Annotated in this window: 16 protein-coding genes and 1 riboswitch; of the genes, 8 read left to right on the top strand and 8 right to left on the bottom strand. The window is 74.3% G+C overall.

Translation table 11 applies throughout. From position 1 onward, the window contains the following. The first annotated feature begins 39 nt into the window (after positions 1-39). From sigK to E7744_RS13565, 3 genes are all read left to right on the top strand, one after another. On the top strand, positions 40-645 hold the full coding sequence (sigK, locus tag E7744_RS13575; RefSeq protein ID WP_137774577.1) for an ECF RNA polymerase sigma factor SigK: 606 nt from the start codon (positions 40-42) through the stop codon (positions 643-645). Continuing rightward, positions 645-1,418, top strand: coding sequence for an anti-sigma factor (locus tag E7744_RS13570; RefSeq protein ID WP_137774576.1), 774 nt, complete (start codon positions 645-647; stop codon positions 1,416-1,418). Before sigK ends, E7744_RS13570 begins: the two co-directional genes overlap by 1 nt. Positions 1,419-1,480: 62 nt before the next feature. Beyond that, positions 1,481-1,580, top strand: a riboswitch (SAM riboswitch). A 10-nt stretch (positions 1,581-1,590) separates the two neighbouring features. Continuing rightward, on the top strand, positions 1,591-3,039 hold the full coding sequence (locus E7744_RS13565) for an LLM class flavin-dependent oxidoreductase (protein WP_246858459.1): 1,449 nt from the start codon (positions 1,591-1,593) through the stop codon (positions 3,037-3,039). A gap of 135 nt (positions 3,040-3,174) precedes the next feature. Here the strand turns inward: E7744_RS13565 and E7744_RS16280 are convergent, their stop codons facing one another. The 3 genes from E7744_RS16280 to E7744_RS16275 form a co-directional block, all read right to left on the bottom strand. Then, positions 3,175-3,660, bottom strand: coding sequence for a YtxH domain-containing protein (locus E7744_RS16280; protein ID WP_246858458.1), 486 nt, complete (start codon positions 3,658-3,660; stop codon positions 3,175-3,177). A 228-nt stretch (positions 3,661-3,888) separates the two neighbouring features. After that, positions 3,889-5,277, bottom strand: a complete 1,389-nt coding sequence (locus E7744_RS13555; protein WP_137774575.1) for an NADP-dependent malic enzyme — start codon at positions 5,275-5,277, stop codon at positions 3,889-3,891. A 221-nt stretch (positions 5,278-5,498) separates the two neighbouring features. Next, positions 5,499-9,758: an HAD-IC family P-type ATPase gene (locus E7744_RS16275; protein WP_371415407.1), complete on the bottom strand. Its 4,260-nt coding sequence runs from the start codon at positions 9,756-9,758 to the stop codon at positions 5,499-5,501. A 273-nt stretch (positions 9,759-10,031) separates the two neighbouring features. On the opposite strand from E7744_RS16275, the gene E7744_RS13535 reads away from it, so the two are divergent. The 3 genes from E7744_RS13535 to E7744_RS13525 are packed head-to-tail and all read left to right on the top strand — an operon-like array spanning position 10,032 to position 11,803. Beyond that, entirely contained in the window at positions 10,032-10,991 is a 960-nt protein-coding gene (locus E7744_RS13535; protein WP_137774574.1) for an oxygenase MpaB family protein, read from the top strand. 31 nt (positions 10,992-11,022) lie between these two features. Continuing rightward, positions 11,023-11,454: a CoA-binding protein gene (locus tag E7744_RS13530; protein WP_137774573.1), complete on the top strand. Its 432-nt coding sequence runs from the start codon at positions 11,023-11,025 to the stop codon at positions 11,452-11,454. A 28-nt stretch (positions 11,455-11,482) separates the two neighbouring features. Beyond that, positions 11,483-11,803 (top strand): putative quinol monooxygenase, encoded by a 321-nt coding sequence (locus tag E7744_RS13525; RefSeq protein WP_137774572.1) that lies wholly within the window; start codon positions 11,483-11,485, stop codon positions 11,801-11,803. A gap of 23 nt (positions 11,804-11,826) precedes the next feature. On the opposite strand, the gene E7744_RS13520 is transcribed toward E7744_RS13525, so the two are convergent. The 4 genes from E7744_RS13520 to purS form a co-directional block, all read right to left on the bottom strand. Then, a complete protein-coding gene (locus E7744_RS13520) occupies positions 11,827-12,705 on the bottom strand; it encodes a DUF1206 domain-containing protein (RefSeq protein ID WP_137774571.1) in 879 nt (292 codons plus the stop codon). A gap of 241 nt (positions 12,706-12,946) precedes the next feature. Continuing rightward, positions 12,947-15,265 carry a phosphoribosylformylglycinamidine synthase subunit PurL gene (gene purL / locus E7744_RS13515; RefSeq protein ID WP_137774570.1) on the bottom strand — a complete coding sequence of 773 codons (2,319 nt, stop codon included), beginning with the start codon at positions 15,263-15,265 and terminating at the stop codon, positions 12,947-12,949. Next, positions 15,262-16,065 (bottom strand): phosphoribosylformylglycinamidine synthase subunit PurQ, encoded by an 804-nt coding sequence (gene purQ / locus E7744_RS13510; protein WP_137774569.1) that lies wholly within the window; start codon positions 16,063-16,065, stop codon positions 15,262-15,264. Before purQ ends, purL begins: the two co-directional genes overlap by 4 nt. Beyond that, positions 16,065-16,355 carry a phosphoribosylformylglycinamidine synthase subunit PurS gene (gene purS / locus E7744_RS13505; protein WP_137774568.1) on the bottom strand — a complete coding sequence of 97 codons (291 nt, stop codon included), beginning with the start codon at positions 16,353-16,355 and terminating at the stop codon, positions 16,065-16,067. Before purS ends, purQ begins: the two co-directional genes overlap by 1 nt. A gap of 156 nt (positions 16,356-16,511) precedes the next feature. Here purS and E7744_RS15875 point away from each other — a divergent pair, with 156 nt between their 5' ends. Both E7744_RS15875 and E7744_RS13495 read left to right on the top strand, forming a co-directional pair. Next, complete coding sequence (locus tag E7744_RS15875) at positions 16,512-16,925, top strand: hypothetical protein (protein ID WP_168199828.1); 414 nt, start codon at positions 16,512-16,514, stop codon at positions 16,923-16,925. Next, positions 16,912-17,400, top strand: coding sequence for a YchJ family protein (locus tag E7744_RS13495; protein WP_137774566.1), 489 nt, complete (start codon positions 16,912-16,914; stop codon positions 17,398-17,400). Before E7744_RS15875 ends, E7744_RS13495 begins: the two co-directional genes overlap by 14 nt. Positions 17,401-17,410: 10 nt before the next feature. Here the strand turns inward: E7744_RS13495 and E7744_RS13490 are convergent, their stop codons facing one another. Next, positions 17,411-18,478 (bottom strand): 3-methyladenine DNA glycosylase, encoded by a 1,068-nt coding sequence (locus tag E7744_RS13490; RefSeq protein WP_246858456.1) that lies wholly within the window; start codon positions 18,476-18,478, stop codon positions 17,411-17,413. Positions 18,479-18,481 lie beyond the last annotated feature (3 nt).

The following is an 18,481-nucleotide window of genomic DNA, read 5'->3' as shown; positions in this document are numbered from 1 at the left end:
CGCCTCGCCCGGAGCGGGCGCCGGGGATACGCTGACCGGATGACGCGCGACGCCGGCCCCGGGACCACGCCGCCCGGCCCGAGCCCCCGGGTCGGCGCGGGCGAGGAGGTCCTGGCGGACCTGGTGCGGCGCAGCGCCGAGGGCGACCAGCAGGCCTTCGCCGCCCTCTACGACGCGGTGGCCCCACGGGCCTACGGCCTGGCCCTGCGCGTGGTGCGCGATCCCGACCTGGCGGCCGACGTCACGCAGGAGGCCCTCCTGGACGCCTGGCGCGGCGCCGCGGGATTCCGTCCCGAGCGGGGATCGGTGACCGGCTGGGTCTGTTCGATCACCCACCGGCGGGCCGTCGACCTGGTGCGGTCCACGCAGTCCCGGCGCGACCGGGAGCTCCGGGCGGGCGCGGCCTCGTTCGGCCGGGAGCACGACGACGTCGCCGAGGCCGTGGCCGACGCCGAGGACCGGCGCCGGGTGGTCGACTGCCTGGGCACCCTCACGGCACTGGAGCAGGAGGCCGTCACGGCCGCCTACTACGGCGGGCTGACGTACCGTGAGGTCGCCGACCGGCTCGGGGCGAAGCTGGCCACCGTGAAGTCACGGATGCGCACCGGACTGCGACGACTACTGGACTGCCTGGGGGTGGAGTGATGTCCGACGACCGCGACCTGCTCGCCGCCTGGGCGCTGGACGCCGTGGACGAGGACGAGCGCGCCCGGATCGAGGAGCGGCTGCGCACGGACCCCGTGTTGCGCGCCGAGGCGGACGCCCTGCTGCGGGCGACGGACCGCCTGGGCGCCGGGGAGGCCGTGGCGCCGCCGGCCGGGCTGCGGGACCGCGTGCTGGACGCGATCGCCGCCGAGGCGCGGTCCTCCGGGGACGCCGGGGCCCACTCCGGCGCCCCGTCCGCCGGGCCGGGTCCCGCGGCGCCCGCCAGCCTGCAGGACCACCGGGAACGACGCCGGCCCGGCCGCCGTCGGGCCTGGGCCGCGGTGGCGGCCACGGCCGCGGCGGCGGCCGCCGCCGCGGCACTGCTCCTCGCCCACCCCTGGCAGCCGGCGGGCCTCACCGAACGGGACCAGGCCGTGGCCATCGAGCAGGTCCTGGAGCAGGACGGCGCCCGCCGGGGTACCGCCCCGGTGGCCGGGGGCGGCACGGTCGAGGTCGCCCGCGCGCCCTCCGGGGAGACCGTCCTGGCCGCCCGGGACCTCCCCGCCCCGCAGGGGGGCCGCGTGTACCAGCTGTGGACCCTCCGGGGGCAGGGAGACCCGGAGTCCGCCGGGCTGCTGGAGCTCGAGGACGGCCGGGCCCTCGTCCGGCTGGACGGGGTCCCGGAGACGGCCGCGCTCGCCGTCACCGTGGAACCGGCCGGTGGGTCCACCGCGCCCACGACCGATCCCGTGGTGGTGCTCACCGCCGGGTGAGGGACGTCACCGGGCGACGCGGAATTCGCCACCGGCTTTCCCGGTGTGCTCCAATTGCTGGGTAACCATCCAGAGCGGCCGAGAGACCTGGCTCCACGACGCCGCAGCAACCACCGTGCGCCCCGCGCACCGGAGCGGTGCTACCGCCAGGACCGATGGAAGGAGCATCGCCATGACCTCATCGTCCCCCGAGAACACCTCCGCCCTGCCCGCCGGGGTGCCCACCACCCCCGCCGGCAAGCGGGAGATCCTCTTCAACGCGTTCGACATGAACTGCGTGGCCCACCAGTCCCCGGGGCTGTGGCGCCACCCGGACGACCACGCCCGCGACTACAACACGCTGGGCTATTGGACCGGGCTGGCCCAGACCCTGGAGAAGGGGCTGTTCGACGGCATCTTCATCGCCGACGTCCTGGGCCCCTACGACGTCTACGGCAACTCGGACGAGGCCACCCTCAAGGCCGGCACCCAGGTGCCCACCAACGACCCGATCCTCGTCGTGCCGCCGATGGCCGCCGTCACCAAGCACCTCACCTTCGGCGTCACCGCGGGCACCGCCTACGAGCACCCCTACGCCTTCGCGCGCCGCCTGGCCACGCTGGACCACCTCACCGAGGGCCGCGTGGGATGGAACGTCGTGACCGGCTACCTGCCCTCGGCCGCCCGCAACTTCGGGCACGACGACCAGATGGAGCACGACGAGCGCTACAACCACGCCGACGAGTACCTCGACGTGGTCTACAAGCTGCTCGAGGGCTCGTGGGAGGACGACGCGGTCGTCTACGACAAGGAGTCGGGCGTCTTCATCGACCCGGCCAAGGTCCACCGCATCGAGCACGAGGGCACGTACTTCAAGACCCCGGGCATCGCCTTCACCGAGCCGTCCAGGCAGCGCACCCCGGTGATCTACCAGGCCGGCGCCTCCACGCGCGGCCGCGCCTTCGCCGGCAAGCACGCCGAGGCCGTGTTCATCAACTCGCCCACGGACGAGCTGATCGCCGGCACCGTCTCGAAGATCCGCCGGGCCGCCGTGGAGGCCGGCCGCGACCCGTACGACATCCGCATCATGTCCATGCAGACCATCGTCACCGGCGCCACCGACGAGGAGGCGCAGGCGAAGTACCAGGACCTGCTGCAGTACATCGACGTCGAGGGCGGCCTCGTGCTGATGAGCGGCTGGATGGGCATCGACCTGTCCCAGTTCGACCTCGACGAGCCGCTGGGCGACGTGGAGTCCAACGCCATCCAGTCCACCATCGAGACCTTCAAGAAGGCCTCCGGGGACGACGGCAACCCCTGGACCGTGCGGCGCATCGCCGAGTGGTGCGGCGTGGGCGGGTTCGGCCCGGTCATCATCGGCTCCGGCGAGACGGTGGCCAAGGAGCTGGCCCGGATCCAGGACGAGACGGACGTGGACGGGTTCAACCTCGCGTACCACATCACCCCGGGCACCTTCGAGGACATCGTGGAGTACGTGGTCCCGGCGCTGCAGGAGCTGGGCCGCTACAAGACCGAGTACACCGAGGGCACCATGCGCCACAAGCTCTTCGGCCGCGGTGACCACCTGCCGGAGAACCACTACGGCGCGTCCTTCTCCCTGCGCAACCGCGTGGGCAGCTGAGCGCACCCGAGGCCGGCCCCGGGGGCCGGCCCCAGGGCCGTGAGGCCCGACGACGGACCCCCGGTTCCCTGCGCAGGGAACCGGGGGTCCGTCGTCGTGCGGGGACGGCCGCCGCCGGGCGACCGCCCCGGCCGGTCAGTAGCGGTCCGGGCCGCCGCCCTCGGACTCGAGCGAGGAGGAGGGATCGGAGAGGGCGTCGCCGCCGGCGGTCTTGGCCGGGCCGGCGTCGTTGCGGTACTCGGTGTCGTAGGAGGTCCCGCCGGCGTGCTTGCCGCCCGCGGCGTCCGACGAGGAGGCCTTGTCCGCCAGGTCCTGCGTGGTGGCCGTGGCCTTGTCCGCAAGGGAGTGGGCGGCGGCGCTGGCCTTGTCCGCCACCCCGGGGGCCCGGTCACGGATCGAGTCGGCGGCCTTGTCCGCGAGCTGGGTGGCCTTGTCCGCCACGCCCGGCGCCTTGTCCTTCACCGCGGAGGTGGCCTTGTGGACCTGCTCCTGGGTCTTCGGGTCGTTCCACAGCTTCTGCGCGTTCTTCGCGAACTTGTCGAGGTTCTGACGCCCTTCGCGGCTCCCCAGCAGGTACCCGATCGCCGCGCCGACGCCCAAGGTGAACAGTCGCATCATCATCTCTCCTTCATGGCGGGGTCCGCCGGTTGGGTGATGACCTGAGTCTTTCGCGCGTGGACCCGAGGGTCAAACGGTTCCCAGCTGACGCACAGGAAACGCCATGGCCACGCCCAGGGCGAGACGGCCGGCGTCGGCCCCGGGATCCGGGGCCGACGCCGGCCGTGGCGGCGGGGCCACTGGCCCCGCGGTCCTGGTGACGGTGCGCGTGCGGCGTCCGTCGGGGTCGCGTCAGGCGCGCGGCGTGGCGACGGCGGCCACCGCCTCGGCGACGCGGGTGGAGACCTCGGGGTCGAAGACCGAGGGGATGATGAAGCCGGGGTTGAGCTCCTCGTCGGAGATGCAGGAGGCGATGGCCTCGGCGGCCACCACGAGCATCTCGTCGGTGATGTCCGAGGCACCGGCGTCCAGCAGGCCGCGGAAGAAGCCGGGGAAGGCCAGCACGTTGTTGATCTGGTTCGGGAAGTCCGAGCGGCCGGTGGCCACCACGGCGGCGTGCTTGGAGGCCGCCGCCGGGTCCACCTCGGGGTCCGGGTTGGACATGGCGAAGACCATGGCCCCGTCGTTCATCGCGGCGATGTCCGCCTCGTCCAGCAGGTTCGGGGCGGAGACGCCGATGAACACGTCGGCGCCGACCATGGCCTCCTTGACGGAGCCGGAGAAGGAGTCGGCGTTGGTGTTGTCGGCCAGCCACTGGCGGTTGGAGTCGGCGTGCTGGGAGCCGCGCTCGATCACGCCCGCGCGCCCGGCGGCCACGATGTGGCGGGCCCCGGAGGCCATCAGCAGGCGGATGATGGCGGTGCCGGCCGCGCCCACGCCGGAGACGACGATGCGCACGTCCTCGATCCTCTTGCCGGTGAGCTTCAGGGCGTTGGTCAGGGCGGCCTGGACCACGATGGCGGTGCCGTGCTGGTCGTCGTGGAAGACCGGGATGTCCAGCTCCTCGCGCAGGCGGGCCTCGATCTCGAAGCAGCGCGGGGCGGAGATGTCCTCGAGGTTGATCCCGCCGTAGGCCGGGGCGATGGCCTTGACGGTGCGGATGATCTCCTCGGTGTCCGTGGTGTCCAGGGCCACCGGCCAGGCGTCCACGCCGGCGAACTGCTTGAACAGGGCGGCCTTGCCCTCCATGACCGGCATGGCGGCCTCGGGGCCGATGTCCCCCAGGCCCAGCACGGCGGTGCCGTCGGTGACCACGGCGACGGTGTTCTTCTTGATGGTCAGGTGCCGGGCCTGGGACTTGTCCTGGGCGATCGCCTGGCACACGCGGGCCACGCCCGGGGTGTAGGCGCGGGACAGGTCGTCACGGGTGCGCAGCGGCACGCGCAGCGTGGTCTCGATCTTGCCGCCCTCGTGCAGCTGGAAGGTCTGGTCGGCCATCTCCTGGACCTCGGTGCCCTCCAGGGCGTCCAGGGCGGCCTTGACCCGCTCGGCGTGGCCGGCGTCGGTGGTGTTGCAGCTGACGGCGATGACCATGGAGGAGTGGTGGGACTCGACGACGTCGAGGGCGGTGACGGCGGCACCGGTGGCTGCCACGGCGGCGGCCAGGTCGGAGGTCGCGGTGAACGACGCGGGGGCCTGGACCTGCAGGGTGATCGAATAACCGGGGCTGGGTGCTGCCATGGCAGGAGCTCCTTCTGGTGGGGTTACTGACTGGACGCCGTGTCTGACCGTCCCGAACAGGGCGAGTTTAGCCGCGCGCGATCACTACCCCTCAGTACCATGACGGGCCACGGAAGCCCCGTGACAGTGCCGTTTCCGAGTGGACGGCGCCCGTTCCCCGCCCGTCCCCCCGCCGTTTCCCGGCCGGACGGACGGGCTGGCTGACCCGCCCACGGGCCGGGTCAGCGGCCCTTGAGGATGCTGTACCAGTACTCCCGGGGCAGGACCTCGAGGTCGAAGAACCACAGGGCGCGGCTGGGGCGCAGCAGCGGCAGCCCCGGGATGCTGGGGTCCAGCGCGTTGTCCCGGTCGTACTCCGGGAACAGGGCCCTGCCGCGGGCCACGGTGACGGGCGTGACCGTGTAGCCGTCGTACCGTCCCTCCAGGGTCCTGCCCTCGCGGGCGGCGAGCAGGTTGTCGGCGAGGATCCTCGTCTGGTGGCGCAGGCCCCCGCCGGACCGGCCGGTCCGCAGCTCGGCGGCGTCGCCGCACGCCCACACCGAGGGCACCGAGCGGTGGCGCAGCGTCTCCGGGTCCACGTCCACGTACCCGTCCTCCGTGCCCAGGCCCGCGGCGGCGATCCAGGAGGGGGCGCGGTGCACGGGGCCGTGGTGCAGCAGGTCGTAGCCGAACTCGCGCGGCGTGCCCTCCACCTCCGCGGCCAGCCGGCGGGCGCCGGCGTCGATGGACCGCACCCGCGCCCCGGTGACCACGCGGATCCCGTACCGGGACACCCAGGGCTCCAGCCGCCGGTCCACGTCCGGCTGGCCGAAGACCGTGGCGGTGGGCGTCAGCAGGGTCACCTCGATGTCCCGCAGCACGCCGCGGCGCTGCCAGTAGTCGCACGCGAGGTAGAGGATCTTCTGGCCGATCTGGGGAGTGGGCGCGGGTCCGTCCGGGATCGTGAACAGGGCGCGGCCGGCGCGCAGCCCGCGGATGAGCTCCCACGTCCGCGGCGCCAGGTCCACCGTGTAGTTGGTCGAGGCGAAGCCGCTGGCCATGGCCTCGGCGCTGCCGGGGACGGCGTCCCAGTCCGGGGTGGAGCCCGGGCAGACCACCACGTCGCGGTAGCCGATCCGGGTGCCGGAGGCCAGCACGGCCGTCCGCGCGGCGGTGTCCAGGGCCGCCACGGCGTCCCGGACCCACGTGACCCCGTCCGGCATGGCGCGGGCCTGGGGACGGGACAGGTCCCGCACCGTCTTCAGCCCGGCCCCCACGTAGGAGAGCATCGGCCGGTAGTGGTGCGTGTCCTTGGGCTCGACGACGGCCACGTCCCGCAGGCCCTGGCGGTGCAGCCGGGCGGCGAGGGAGATCCCGGCGTTGCCGCCGCCGATCACGAGGACGTCGACGGTGCGGGGGGCGGTGGGTGCTGCTGCGGGCAATCGGTCCTCCGGGGCTCGGTCCGGGCGCGGTCCCTGCCATTCGACCACGGACTGGCGGGCGGGGCCACGGCCGGTCATCCCGCCCGCCCGCGCCGGGCCGGCCGGGACCTCCGGACGTCCAGCGCCCTGCGTGCGGCGGACCCAGGACCGGTGCCGCAGGTGGATCAGCTCGAGCAGGACGCAGCCGACCACGCCGATCCCCCCCGCCGTGAGCCCCAGGTCCAGCGGTGGGTACTCGAACTGGTGGAACCGCTGGGAGGCGGGCACCACGAGCACCACGACCAGCAGCGCGTACATGGACGCGATCAGCGTCAGTTTCCAGCGCGTCAGCGGGCGGGAGATGAGGTTGAGCACCCACAGGCCCATGAGCGTCAGCGTGATGACCGAGGCCGTCTGGACCTGCCGCACGGACACGTCCCCGGCGAACCAGCGGGCCGCGAGGTTCACGGCCAGCAGCCCGGTGAGGATGACCAGGCCCGAGGGCAGCGCGAAGCGCAGTGACCGCCGGAGGAACCCGGGCACGTACCGCCGCTGGTTCGGCGCCAGGGCCAGGAAGAACGTGGGCAGGCCGATCATCAGGAAGTCGACCGTGGAGGCCTGCCGAGGCAGCAGCGGGTACTGCCAGGCCAGCAGGGAGAACACCACGCCGAACAGCACGGCGTAGGAGGTCTTGGTGAGGTACAGGTGGGCCAGCTGCTCGATGTTGGCGATCACCTGCCGGCCCTCGGCCAGCACGGAGGGCAGCCGCGAGAACCGGCTGTCCAGCAGCACCATGCGGGAGACGGCCTTCGTGGCCGGGGCGCCGTTGCCCATCGCGATGCCGAGGTCCGCGGACTTCAGCGCCAGCGCGTCGTTGATGCCGTCGCCGGTCATCGCCACCACGTGCCCGGCGTCCTGCAGGTCCTTGACCATGCCCTTCTTCTGGTCCGGGGTGACCCGGCCGAAGACGGAATAGGTGTCCAGGACGCGGCGCCGCTCGGCGTCGTCCTCGGGCAGGTGGCGGGCGTCGTAGCCGTCGCCGTGCAGCGTCATCCCGACCTCGCGCGCGACCGCGGCGACCGTGCGGGGGTTGTCCCCCGAGATGATCTTCAGCTCCACGCCCTGCGCCCGGAAGTACTCCAGGGTCTCGTGGGCGTCGTCGCGGACCTTCTCGCGGAAGGTCAGCAGCGCCACGGGCTCCAGCGCGGGCGGCAGCAGTTCCCCGGTCCGGACGGGCGCCCCGGCCCACGCGGCGTTTGTCCCGTCCGCCGGGCCCGACGCCGGCCCGGCCCCGTCGCCCGGTGCGGGTCCGTCCGCCGCGAGGGCCCCGGCCGCCCCGCCGTCGGTGCCGAACCAGGCGCCCGCGGCCGCCGGCTCGGCCGAGCGGCACAGCAGCATGGTGCGCAGGCCCTGCTCGGTCGTCTCGTGGCACAGCGACCGGATCCGCTCGAGGTGCTCCCCGGGGCGGCGGGACCCGTCGAGCAGTGCCTCGGGAGCGCCGAGCACCCACGCCCCGTGCAGCGCCCCCGGGGCGCCCGGGTCCTCGGCTCCGGAGACCGCGCCATCGGTCCCCGCGGCCTCCGGACCGGGGGCGCTTGGGCCGGCCGGGGCGGCGTCGGGCCCGGCCGGCGTGCCGAAGGCGACGGCGGACCAGCGCCGCGCGGAGGCGAAGGGCACCCGGGCGCTGGGCTCGGCCCCGGGGACCGCGGCGTAGCGCTCGCGCAGGGCCAGCGCGGTGGGGTTGGCGTTGGCGTCGGCACCGAACCAGGCCAGCACGGCCTCGCCGGCATCGTGCACCGCGGCGGCCGGGGCCAGGGGCGTGGCGGCGTCGAAGACGATCCGCCCCTCGGTCAGCGTGCCGGTCTTGTCCAGGCAGACGGTGTCCACGCGGGCGAGGATCTCCACCGCGGGCTGCTCCTGGATGAGCACCTGGTCCCGGGCGAGCTTGAGCGCGGCCACGGCGAACGCGATGGTGGTCATCAGCGCCAGCCCCTGCGGGACCATGGAGGTGATGGCGGCGACGGAGGCCACGACGGCCGGCTCCATCGCCCCCGTGGCCAGGGCGTGGGCCCAGCCGCCGATGGCCTGCACCTGGCCGTTGACGATGACGGCCACGATCGGCACCAGGGCGATCGTGAGCCACTTCGCCACGGTGTCCAGCGCCCCGCGCAGTTCGGAGTGGATCCTCGAGAATCGCCGGGCCTCGATGGCCAGCTGCGAGGCGTGCGAGTCGGCGCCGACCGCGGAGACGCGGAACAGCCCGTGGCCGGAGAGCACGGCCGAGCCGGACAGCACCGCGTGCCCGGGCAGCTTGCCCACCGCGTCCGACTCGCCGGTCAGCAGGGACTCGTCGATGTCCAGGCCGTCCGCGGCCAGCACCACCCCGTCGGCCGGGACCTGGTCCCCGCGCCGTAGCACCACGGCGTCGTCCAGCACGATGTCCTCGAGCCGGACCTCCCGCTCCGTCCCGGAGCGCAGCACGCGCGCGGCGTCCTGGTGCAGCAGCGCGATCTGGTCCAGCTTGCGCTTGGCGGAGTACTCCTGCACCACGCCGATGACCACGTTGGCGAGGGCGGCGAAGCAGAAGACGAGGTCGAACCAGCGGCCCAGGACGATGATGGCCGCCGCGCACGAGCCGATGGCCAGGTTGAACAGGGTCAGGACGTGGACGCGCAGGATCTTCCAGATCGAGCGGGACGTGTCCCGCGGCTGCCGGTTGGTCAGCCCGTGCTCCACGCGCTCGGCGACGGCGGCCTCGTCCAGCCCGTGCTCGGCGAGGTGGTCGTCCGCGGGGCGGACCAGTCCCTCGAGGCCCCGGTGGCGCAGGTGGAGCCGGCGCCGGGCGTCCGGGTGGTCGGGGTGGTCCGGGTGCCCGGGGGTGCCCGGGGCGGGGAGACCGGCGACGGCGGCGTGCGCGGGGGACGCGGGAGACGTGGGGACCGCGGGCGGCGGGGGAGCGGCCGGGGACGGGCCCGGGGCGTCGGGGGAGGCCGCCGAGGAGCCCGGTCGGGGGAGGTCCTGGATGTCGTCCTCCTCCCCGGTGGCGGTGCCGCCGGTGCTGGCCGATGTGCTCACGCTGATTGTCTCCCGGGGGTCGAGCGGCAGGCAACGGGGGCCGGAGGGGGCCGGCCTGCAGCGATGCCCCCAATCTAGTGGCCGACCGGCCCGGGGCGCCTCACCCTGCGGGGCGAATCCGGGGTGCATCCGGGTCATCCCGGAGGGGGACACCGCGGCGCAGCGACGGCCGGCCCCGGCCGCCGTCGGGACCTCGGTCCAGGGCCCCGGTGCCGGGCCGCCGCCGGGCGGCCACCGGCCGCTGACCCGCCGGGCGCCCCCGCGCGGTAGCCTCGGGGCATGGGTATCCCCCACCCCCTGCGCTCGCTGCAGGCGAGCCTCGTGCGCACCTTCTCCGGCGAGCACGCTGGCGGCGTGCCGCAGTGGCAGCTCGACCTGGAGCTGGGCGACGACGCCGGCTACTTCTCCCCGGACTCGGCCGTGTGGACCGTGCACGGCGGCATGTCCACCATCCCGGCCGGCATCCGCGCGCTGCTGGTCCAGGCGCTGCACCCCGGGGCGCTGGCCGGGGTGGCCGAGCACTCCGACTACCGGGCCGACCCGTTCGGCCGGCTGGCCGGCACCATCCGCTGGATCTTCACCGTGACCTACGGCTCGACCGAGGCCGCCCGGCAGGCCTGCGCGTACGTGCGGCGGCTCCACGGCCCGGTGCGCGGCCGGTACACCGCCGCCGACGGCACCGTCCGCGACTACGCGGCCAACGACCCCGTCCTGGACGAATGGGTCCACCTCGCCTTCACGGACGCCTTCCTCACCTGCTACGAGACGTTCATCGGCCCGGTCCCGGCCCCGCCGGGCACGCCCGCCGGCCGCACCGGGGCGGACGCCTACGTGGCCGAGTGGGCCGTGGCGGGAGAACTGATGGGCGTCCCGGACCCGCCGCGGACCCAGGCCGCGCTGCGGGCACGCCTGGCCGCCTTCGACGCCGGCCCGGACCGCCAGCTGCGCGGGGGCCCCGAGCTCGAGGAGGTGGTCCGCTTCCTGCGGCGTCCGCCCCTGGAGCCGGGCCTGCGGCCGGGCTACCGCGCGCTGTTCCTGGCCGTCGTGGACACCCTGCCGCGCCGTCACCGGGAGCTCGCCGGGCTGCGCGGCAGCGGCGTCCCGGCCCTCACCCGCCTCGCCGGCCGGGCGACGCTGGCCGTCATCGGCCGGGCGCTGGGCCGGCGGGGTCCCTCCGAGCTCGCCGCCCGGCGCCGCCTCGTCCGGCTGGGCGTCCTGGCCCCGCAGGACGGGGACTGACGCGGGCCGCGGGCCCGGATACGGTGGGGCCATGGCACACGTGAACGACCCGGCGACCGTCCGCCGGCTGCTGACGGACCGGGGGGGCCGCTGGGCCGTCGTCGGGCTCACGCCCAACCCGCGCCGCGCCGCCGTCGGGGTCTCGCGCTTCCTGCGGGACGACCTCGGGATGGAGATCATCCCGGTCAACCTCGGCGCGCAGGAGGTGCACGGGGAGACGGGCTACCGCCGGCTCGCGGACGTCCCGGGGGAGATCGACGTGGTGGACTGCTTCGTCAACTCCCAGAAGGTGGGGCGGATCGTGGACGAGGCGATCGCAGTGGGCGCGAAGGCCGTCTGGCTGCAGCTCGGGGTGGTGGACGAGGCCGCCGCCGAGCGCGCCCGGGCCGCCGGGCTGGACGTGGTGATGGACACGTGCCCGGTCATCGAGGTGCGGGCCGATCCGTCCCTGCTCCCCGGCTGACGGGCAGCGCCGGCACTAGGGTGGGGCCATGATCTTCATCGTCGTGAAATTCCAGGTCAAGCCCGAGCACGCGGACGGGTTCATCGAGCGCGTCCGTGACTACACGGAGTCCACGCGCGCCGAGGAGGGCAACCTCTGGTTCGAGTGGTCCCGCAGCGTGGAGGACCCGGACGAGTTCGTCCTCGTGGAGGCGTTCAAGGACGGCGCCGCCGAGGCCCACGTGACGAGCGAGCACTTCACCACCGGCCTGGAGACCATGCGCCCGCTGCTGGTCTCCACGCCGCGGATCGTCAGCCGCCAGGTCGAGGGCGAGGGCTGGGACCGGATGGGCGAGCTGCAGGTCGACTGATCCGCCGCCGGTGGTCCGGTCGGTCAGGCCGCGTAGCGGGAGCGCATGACCGAGTAGACCCCGAAGAGCATCAGCCCCACGCCCACGGCCGCCAGCAGCACCGGTCCGAGGGGCTGGTCCAGCAGGGCCCGCAGGGCGCCGTCCATGCCGGTGGCCTCCTGCGGGTCGTGCTGCACCGTGGCCACCACGAACAGCAGCCCCACGAGGGCCAGGACGATGCCCTTGGCCACGTAGCCGACGGTGCCGGTGACCCGGATGGCCCGGGAGACGGTGAGGTTGGAGGAGTGCTCCAGGTCCCGCGTGAACCGGCGGGTGGCGCCCTTGACCACGTGGTACGCGCCGGCGGCGATGAACCCGGCCCCGACCGCCACCAGCAGGGCCGCGCCGGCGGGGTGGGACATCAGCGCGGCGGAGAACGAGCTCGCCGACTCGCCGGAGTCCTGTCCGCTCCCGAGGGCCGCCATCGCGAACAGCACGCCGATCGCCACGTAGACCACGGCCTTGCCGCCGTCCTTCACGCCGTCCAGCGCCTCCTGCCGGTCCCACAGCGCCTCGCTGAGGTACCACAGGCCGAGCAGGACGCAGCCGGCGGCGCACACCCAGGCCAGGACCATCCCGAACGGCTGGCCGGCCAGCAGGGCGATGGCCCCGGACTGGTCGGCGGACCGGCCCGAGGTGCCGAGGGCCAGGTTCCAGGCGATGATCCCGATGAGCAAGTGCAGGATGCCGTTGGCGACGTGTCCGGTCCGCGCCAGCCGCTGGAACCACGGGTGCCTGGACATCTCCTCGGCGTGGTCCCCCAGACGCTCGACGGCGCGGCCCGCGGAGCCGGGTGCGTGCCGGCGCACGGCGCGCTCGAGGCGGTCGGCGGGACGGGATGAGGGGCCTGGGTCCGCGGACATGGAAGAAGGCTAGACCCGCCGCCGAGGCAGCACCATGGACGGCGGAGGACCGAGCCTCCGGCGATCAGGTGCGGGAATCGTCGCCGTCCCGCGGCCGAGTGGCCGACGAATCCCACGACTGATCGCACGGGGCGTCCCGTCAGCACGTGAGGGACCCGGCGGCGTCCCGGGAGCGGGAGGCCGCCGGATCCCTCACGTGGTGCGTCGGGCGGGCGGGCGGTCCGGCCCGGCCGGCGCCGGATCAGCCGAAGTGGTGCGGCAGCGTGGCGGACCAGCGCTCGCGCAGCTCCTCGATCGGCAGGGTGAACTCGCCCTGCACCTCGAGGGCGCCCGAGGCGGCGTCCACCACGCCGATGCGCGCCACCGGGAAGCCGCGGGCCGTGGTCATGTCCTTGAAGCGGACCTCCTCGGTGCGCGGCACGGCCACGACGGCGCGGGCCTGGGACTCGGAGAACAGCGCGGTGAAGGCGTCCACGCCGTCGCGCTGCATGACCTCGTCCAGGGCCACCCGGGCGCCGACGCCGAAGCGCAGGACCATCTCGGACAGCGCGGCGGCCAGGCCGCCCTCGGAGAGGTCGTGCGCGGCGTCGACCATCCCGTCCCGGGACGCGTTGACGAGCAGCTCGCCGAGGAGCCGCTCCGCGTCCAGGTCCACCTGCGGGGGCACGCCGCCGAGGTGATCGTGCAGCCGGGCGAACTCGGAGCCGTCCAGCTCGTCGCGCGTGACGCCCATGAGGTACACGGCCTGGCCGTCGGCGTCGCGGTGGAAGCCGGACGGGGTGCGGCGGGAGACGTCGTCGAACTGGCCCAGCGTCGCCACCACGGGGGTGGGGTGGATCGGCGTGCTGCCGGTCTGGTTGTACAGCGAGACGTTGCCGCCGGTGACCGGCACGCCCATCCGCTGGCACGCGTCGGCGAGGCCGCGGACGGACTCGGCGAACTGCCACATGACCTCGGGGTCCTCGGGGGAGCCGAAGTTCAGGCAGTCCGAGACGGCCTTCGGCACGGCGCCGGCCGTGGCCACGTTGCGGTAGGACTCGGCCAGGGCCAGCTGGGCGCCGACGTACGGGTCCAGGTAGGAGTACCGGGAGTTGCAGTCCGTGGACACGGCCACGCCCATCCCGGTCTCCTCGTCCACGCGCACCACGCCGGCGTCGTCCGGGGCGGCCATCGCGGTGTTGCCCTGCACGAAGTGGTCGTACTGGTTCGTCACCCACGAGGTGTCGGCCAGGTTCGGCGAGGACATCAGCTCGAGCACCGCGGCGCGCAGCTCGTCGCCGGTGGCCGGCAGCGCCGGCACGCGGCCGGCCACGACGGCCGAGCGGAAGGTGTCCGCCACCAGGGCGTCCTGGAAGGAGGGACGGTGGTAGGGCCGCTCGTACACCGGGCCATCGTGCGCCACGGTGCGGGGATCGACGTCGACGATCACCTCGCCGTCCCAGGTGATGGTCAGGCGGTTGTCGTCCGTGACCTCGCCCAGCCACGAGTACTCGACGTCCCACTTGGCCATGACGGCCTCGAACGCCTCGACGTTCTCCGGCGTGACGACGGCCATCATCCGCTCCTGCGACTCGGACATGAGGATCTCGCCCGGGGTCAGAGTGGGGTCGCGCAGCAGCACGTTGGTCAGCTCCACGGCCATGCCGCCCTCGCCGTTGGAGGCGAGCTCGGAGGTGGCGCAGGAGATGCCGGCCGCGCCGAGGTCCTGGATGCCCTCCACGAGGGAGCCCTTGAACAGCTCGAGGCAGCACTCGATGAGCACCTTCTCGGCGAAGGGGTCGCCCACCTGGACGGCCGGGCGCTTGGACGGCTTGGTGTCGTCGAAGGACTCGGAGGCGAGCACGGAGGCGCCGCCGATGCCGTCGCCGCCCGTGCGGGCGCCGAAGAGCACCACCTTGTTGCCCACGCCGGAGGCGTTGGCCAGGCGCAGGTCCTCGTGGCGCAGCACGCCCACGGCGAGGGCGTTGACGAGCGGGTTGCCCTGGTACACCGGGTCGAACACCATCTCGCCGCCGATGTTCGGCAGGCCCAGCGAGTTGCCGTAGCTGCCGATGCCGGCCACGGCGCCGTGCATGACGCGGGCGGTGTCCGGGTGGTCCACGGCGCCGAAGCGCAGCGGGTCCATGACGGCCACGGGCCGGGCGCCCATGGAGATGATGTCCCGGACGATGCCGCCGATGCCGGTGGCCGCGCCCTGGAAGGGCTCCACGTAGGACGGGGAGTTGTGGGACTCGATCTTGAAGGTCACGGCCCAGCCGTCGCCGAGGTCGGTCACGCCGGCGTTCTCGCCGATGCCGACCATGAGGTCCTTGCGCATCTCGTCGGTGACCTTCTCGCCGAACTGGCGCAGGTGCACCTTGGAGGACTTGTAGGAGCAGTGCTCCGACCACATGACGGAGTACATGGCCAGTTCCGCCGCGGTGGGGCGGCGGCCGAGGATCTGGACGATCTCCTCGAACTCGTTCTGCTTCAGGCCCAGCTCGGCCCAGGGCAGCTCGGTGTCCGGGGTCTGGGCGGCGTGCTCGACCGTGTCGATGTTGAAGGTCGTCTGCTCGGTCACTTCTTCTCTCCTGTGCTCGCTCCCGCGATGGACGCCAGCACCGAGGTGAAGACGCCCAGGCCGTCGGTGCCCATGCGCATGCCCTGTGCCGAGTCGGGGCCGAAGCCGGCCTCCACGGCGTGCTCTGGGTGCGGCATGAGGCCCACCACGTTGCCGGCGGCGTTGGTGATGCCGGCGATGTCCCGGCGGGAGCCATTGGGGTTCCAGCCGACGTACCGGAAGACGACACGATTCTCGCCCTCGAGCTCGTCGAGCGTGCGCTCGTCGGCCACGTACTGGCCGTCCTGGTTCTTCAGCGGCACGGTGATCTCCTCGCCGGCGCCGTACTGGCCGGTCCAGGCGGTGGCGTTGCTCTCCACGCGCAGGACCTGGTCGCGGCACAGGAACTTGAGGTGGTCGTTCTTGATCATCGAGCCGGGCAGCAGGTGCGACTCCGTGAGGATCTGGAAGCCGTTGCAGATGCCGAGCACGGGCAGCCCGCCGGTGGAGCCGTCGCGGCCGCCGGCGGCGTCGACGATGGCCTGCATCAGCGGCGCGAAGCGGGCGATCGCCCCGGCGCGCAGGTAGTCGCCGTAGGAGAAGCCGCCGGGGATGATGACGGCGTCGAGCTGGGCGAGGGCGGCGGCGCCGTCGGTCTCGGCGTGCCACAGCGCGACCGGCTCGCCGCCGGCCAGGCGCACCGCGCGGGCCGCGTCCCGGTCGTCGAGGGTGCCGGGGAAGGTCACGACGCCGATGCGCGCCCCGGTGAGGACGGGCCCGGCGGTGGAGAAGTCGCCGATGAGGGGCAGGTCCGTGCTCATCAGGCGCGGGCCTCGGCCTGGGCCTCCAGCGCCGGCTCGGCGGCGGGCAGGACCTCGACGTTGACGACGTCCTCGATGACGGGGTTGGAGAGCAGCTGCTCGGCGGCCTGGCGGGCCTGGGCCAGCACCTCGTCCGTCACCTCGCCCTCCACGGTGAGTTCGAACCGCTTGCCCTGGCGGACCGCGGCGAATCCGGTGAAGCCGAGGCGGGGCAGGGCGCCGGCGATGGCCTTGCCCTGCGGGTCAAGGATCTCGGGCTTGGGCATGACGTCGACGACGATCGTGGGCATGGAGGACTCCCGGTGGTATGCGTGAGGGCTCCGGTCATTCTAGTCGGGCCGCGAGCCGCCCGCCTCCGGCGGTCCGCGGGTGACGGCGGGCCCTCGGAAGCCGGTCCGGGACGCCGGACGGTTCCGGGCCGGGGAGCCCGCCCCTACGCTGGGGGCATGGTGCGCAGGAACGACCGGACGGGCCGCCGGCAGGCGTGGACCGGAGGCAGGAAGCAGGACAGGGCGGAGCGGGCGGCGGCCCGGCCGGAGCGGAGGACCGGGGCGGACGGCGTCTCGGTGCTCCCGGCGGCGATGGTGGCCGCCCTCGTGGCGGCCGGGGTGGCGATCAACCGCTCCGTGCGCAAGGCCCGCTCCACCCCGCCCCGGAAGGCCGTGGTGCCCGGGGCGCGCGGTGCGGCCGGCGCGGGCGGCGGGGGAGGCGGGGGAGGCGCCGGTGGAGCGGGAGCGGCCGGTGCGGAGGATGTGGCGGTCACCGGCCTGCGCAGCATCCCGCAGGAGCGCGCGTCCGGGCCGGCGATCCTGTCCGGCCAGGTCGCGGTGAGGCCCACGGTGGACGATGACGGGCGCTGAGCCGCGGGCCGCCGCCGAGCGGCTCGACGCGGAGCTGGCCGGTCGTCGCTGCCCGTGCGGCAGCGGCGAGGTCTACGGCTCCTGCTGTGGCCGGGTGCACGCGCGCTTCACCGGGGACGGCACGCTGTCCGCGCCCACGGCCGAGGCGCTCATGCGCTCCCGCTATGCGGCGTTCGCCCTGGCCTCCACCGGGGACTTCCCCGCGGCCGAGCGCTACCTGCTCGCGACGTGGGCGCCGGAGACCCGGCCGGCGTCGTTGGCCCTGGACGCGCCGGGGGCCGGGTCGGGCGAGGAACTGCACTGGCTGCGCCTGGACGTCGAGCACGTGGCGGGCGGAGGCCCCTTCGACGACGCCGGCACGGTCGAGTTCACCGCCCACTTCCGGACCCCGGCGGGCCGGCGGACCCAGCACGAGGTCTCCCGCTTCGTGCGGCGCAAGGGCTCCTGGTACTACCACGACGGTGCCGTGGACTGAGCCCGGGACCCTACCCCCGCGAGGAGGCGCCCGGGGCGCGGTCCGGCCCGTAGGACCCGTCCGGTGCCGCCAGCGGTTCCGGTGGTTCCAGTGGCGCCAGTGCCTCGAGCAGGCGGGCGCGCAGGGCGTTCGCCTCGACCGCGAAGGCCCGCTGGTGGCGCACGTACTCCGCGCGCCCCGCCGGCGTCTCGATCCGGATCGGCTCGAGCCCCCAGGCGGCCAGCTCGTAGGGGGAGGCCCGCATGTCCATCGTCCGGATCCGCCAGGCCAGTTCGAAGCAGTCCGCCACCAGGTCCGAGCCGACGGCCGGCAGCAGCTTGTAGGCCCACTTGTACAGGTCCATGTTGGCGTGCAGGCAGCCAGGCTGCTCGAGGTCCACCTGGGTGGCGCGCGTGGGCTGCAGCTCGTTGAGCGGGGCGGCCTCGGGTGCGTAGAAGCGGAAGGCGTCGAAGTGCGAGCAGGCGATCCGGTTCTCCTCCACGACCCGGTTCGTCCCCTCCGCCCCGAGGCGCAGCGGCACGGTCGAGTGGCGCACGCCGTGCACCTCGGAGCGGTAGGCCATGGCCCACTCGTGCAGCCCGAAGCAGGCCAGCCGGGCCGGCCGCCGTGCCGTGCCGGCCAGGATCCGCCGCGCGAACTCCACCATGGTGCCCCGCCGCTCGGCGAACGCCGCGAGGTCCACGGTCCAGCCGCCCTCGGGCAGGCCCGGCGCGGGCTCCAGCCGGCGGTAGAACCGGCCGCCGGGCTCCCCGGCGCCCGGCGCCGCAGGGGCCGGTGACGCGGCGGCGTGCGGGGCCCGGCCGGCGTCGGGACCCGGGGCGTGGGGAACCGCGGGATCCGGCGCGGCGGGGTCCGCGGCGAGCACGACGCCGGCCCCGGGGTGCCAGCGCTCGAGGGCCCCCGGGGTGAGGGAGTAGTAGGAGAACAGGAAGTCGTGGACCGGGTGGCGGACGCCGGCGGAGTGCAGTTCCCGCAGCGGTTCCGTGTAGGGGGTGATGCGCGCGCGGTGCGCCTCCGCCCGGGCGCGCCACTGCGCGGGGGCCAGGACGAGGGGGTCGTCGGCGAGGGGTGCGGGCACGGC

The organism is Citricoccus sp. SGAir0253 (assembly GCF_005877055.1).
In the GTDB taxonomy this organism is placed as follows: domain Bacteria; phylum Actinomycetota; class Actinomycetes; order Actinomycetales; family Micrococcaceae; genus Citricoccus.
This window is presented reverse-complemented; position numbering and strand designations above follow the sequence as displayed.

Coding starts and splice junctions, on each gene's coding strand:
- sigK (WP_137774577.1), top strand. CDS start 40: ATGACGCGCGACGCCGGCCCCGGGACCACGCCGCCCGGCCCGAGCCCC.
- E7744_RS13570 (WP_137774576.1), top strand. CDS start 645: ATGTCCGACGACCGCGACCTGCTCGCCGCCTGGGCGCTGGACGCCGTG.
- E7744_RS13565 (WP_246858459.1), top strand. CDS start 1,591: ATGACCTCATCGTCCCCCGAGAACACCTCCGCCCTGCCCGCCGGGGTG.
- E7744_RS16280 (WP_246858458.1), bottom strand. CDS start 3,660: ATGATGATGCGACTGTTCACCTTGGGCGTCGGCGCGGCGATCGGGTAC.
- E7744_RS13555 (WP_137774575.1), bottom strand. CDS start 5,277: ATGGCAGCACCCAGCCCCGGTTATTCGATCACCCTGCAGGTCCAGGCC.
- E7744_RS13535 (WP_137774574.1), top strand. CDS start 10,032: ATGGGTATCCCCCACCCCCTGCGCTCGCTGCAGGCGAGCCTCGTGCGC.
- E7744_RS13530 (WP_137774573.1), top strand. CDS start 11,023: ATGGCACACGTGAACGACCCGGCGACCGTCCGCCGGCTGCTGACGGAC.
- E7744_RS13525 (WP_137774572.1), top strand. CDS start 11,483: ATGATCTTCATCGTCGTGAAATTCCAGGTCAAGCCCGAGCACGCGGAC.
- E7744_RS13520 (WP_137774571.1), bottom strand. CDS start 12,705: ATGTCCGCGGACCCAGGCCCCTCATCCCGTCCCGCCGACCGCCTCGAG.
- purQ (WP_137774569.1), bottom strand. CDS start 16,065: ATGAGCACGGACCTGCCCCTCATCGGCGACTTCTCCACCGCCGGGCCC.
- purS (WP_137774568.1), bottom strand. CDS start 16,355: ATGCCCACGATCGTCGTCGACGTCATGCCCAAGCCCGAGATCCTTGAC.
- E7744_RS15875 (WP_168199828.1), top strand. CDS start 16,512: ATGGTGCGCAGGAACGACCGGACGGGCCGCCGGCAGGCGTGGACCGGA.
- E7744_RS13495 (WP_137774566.1), top strand. CDS start 16,912: ATGACGGGCGCTGAGCCGCGGGCCGCCGCCGAGCGGCTCGACGCGGAG.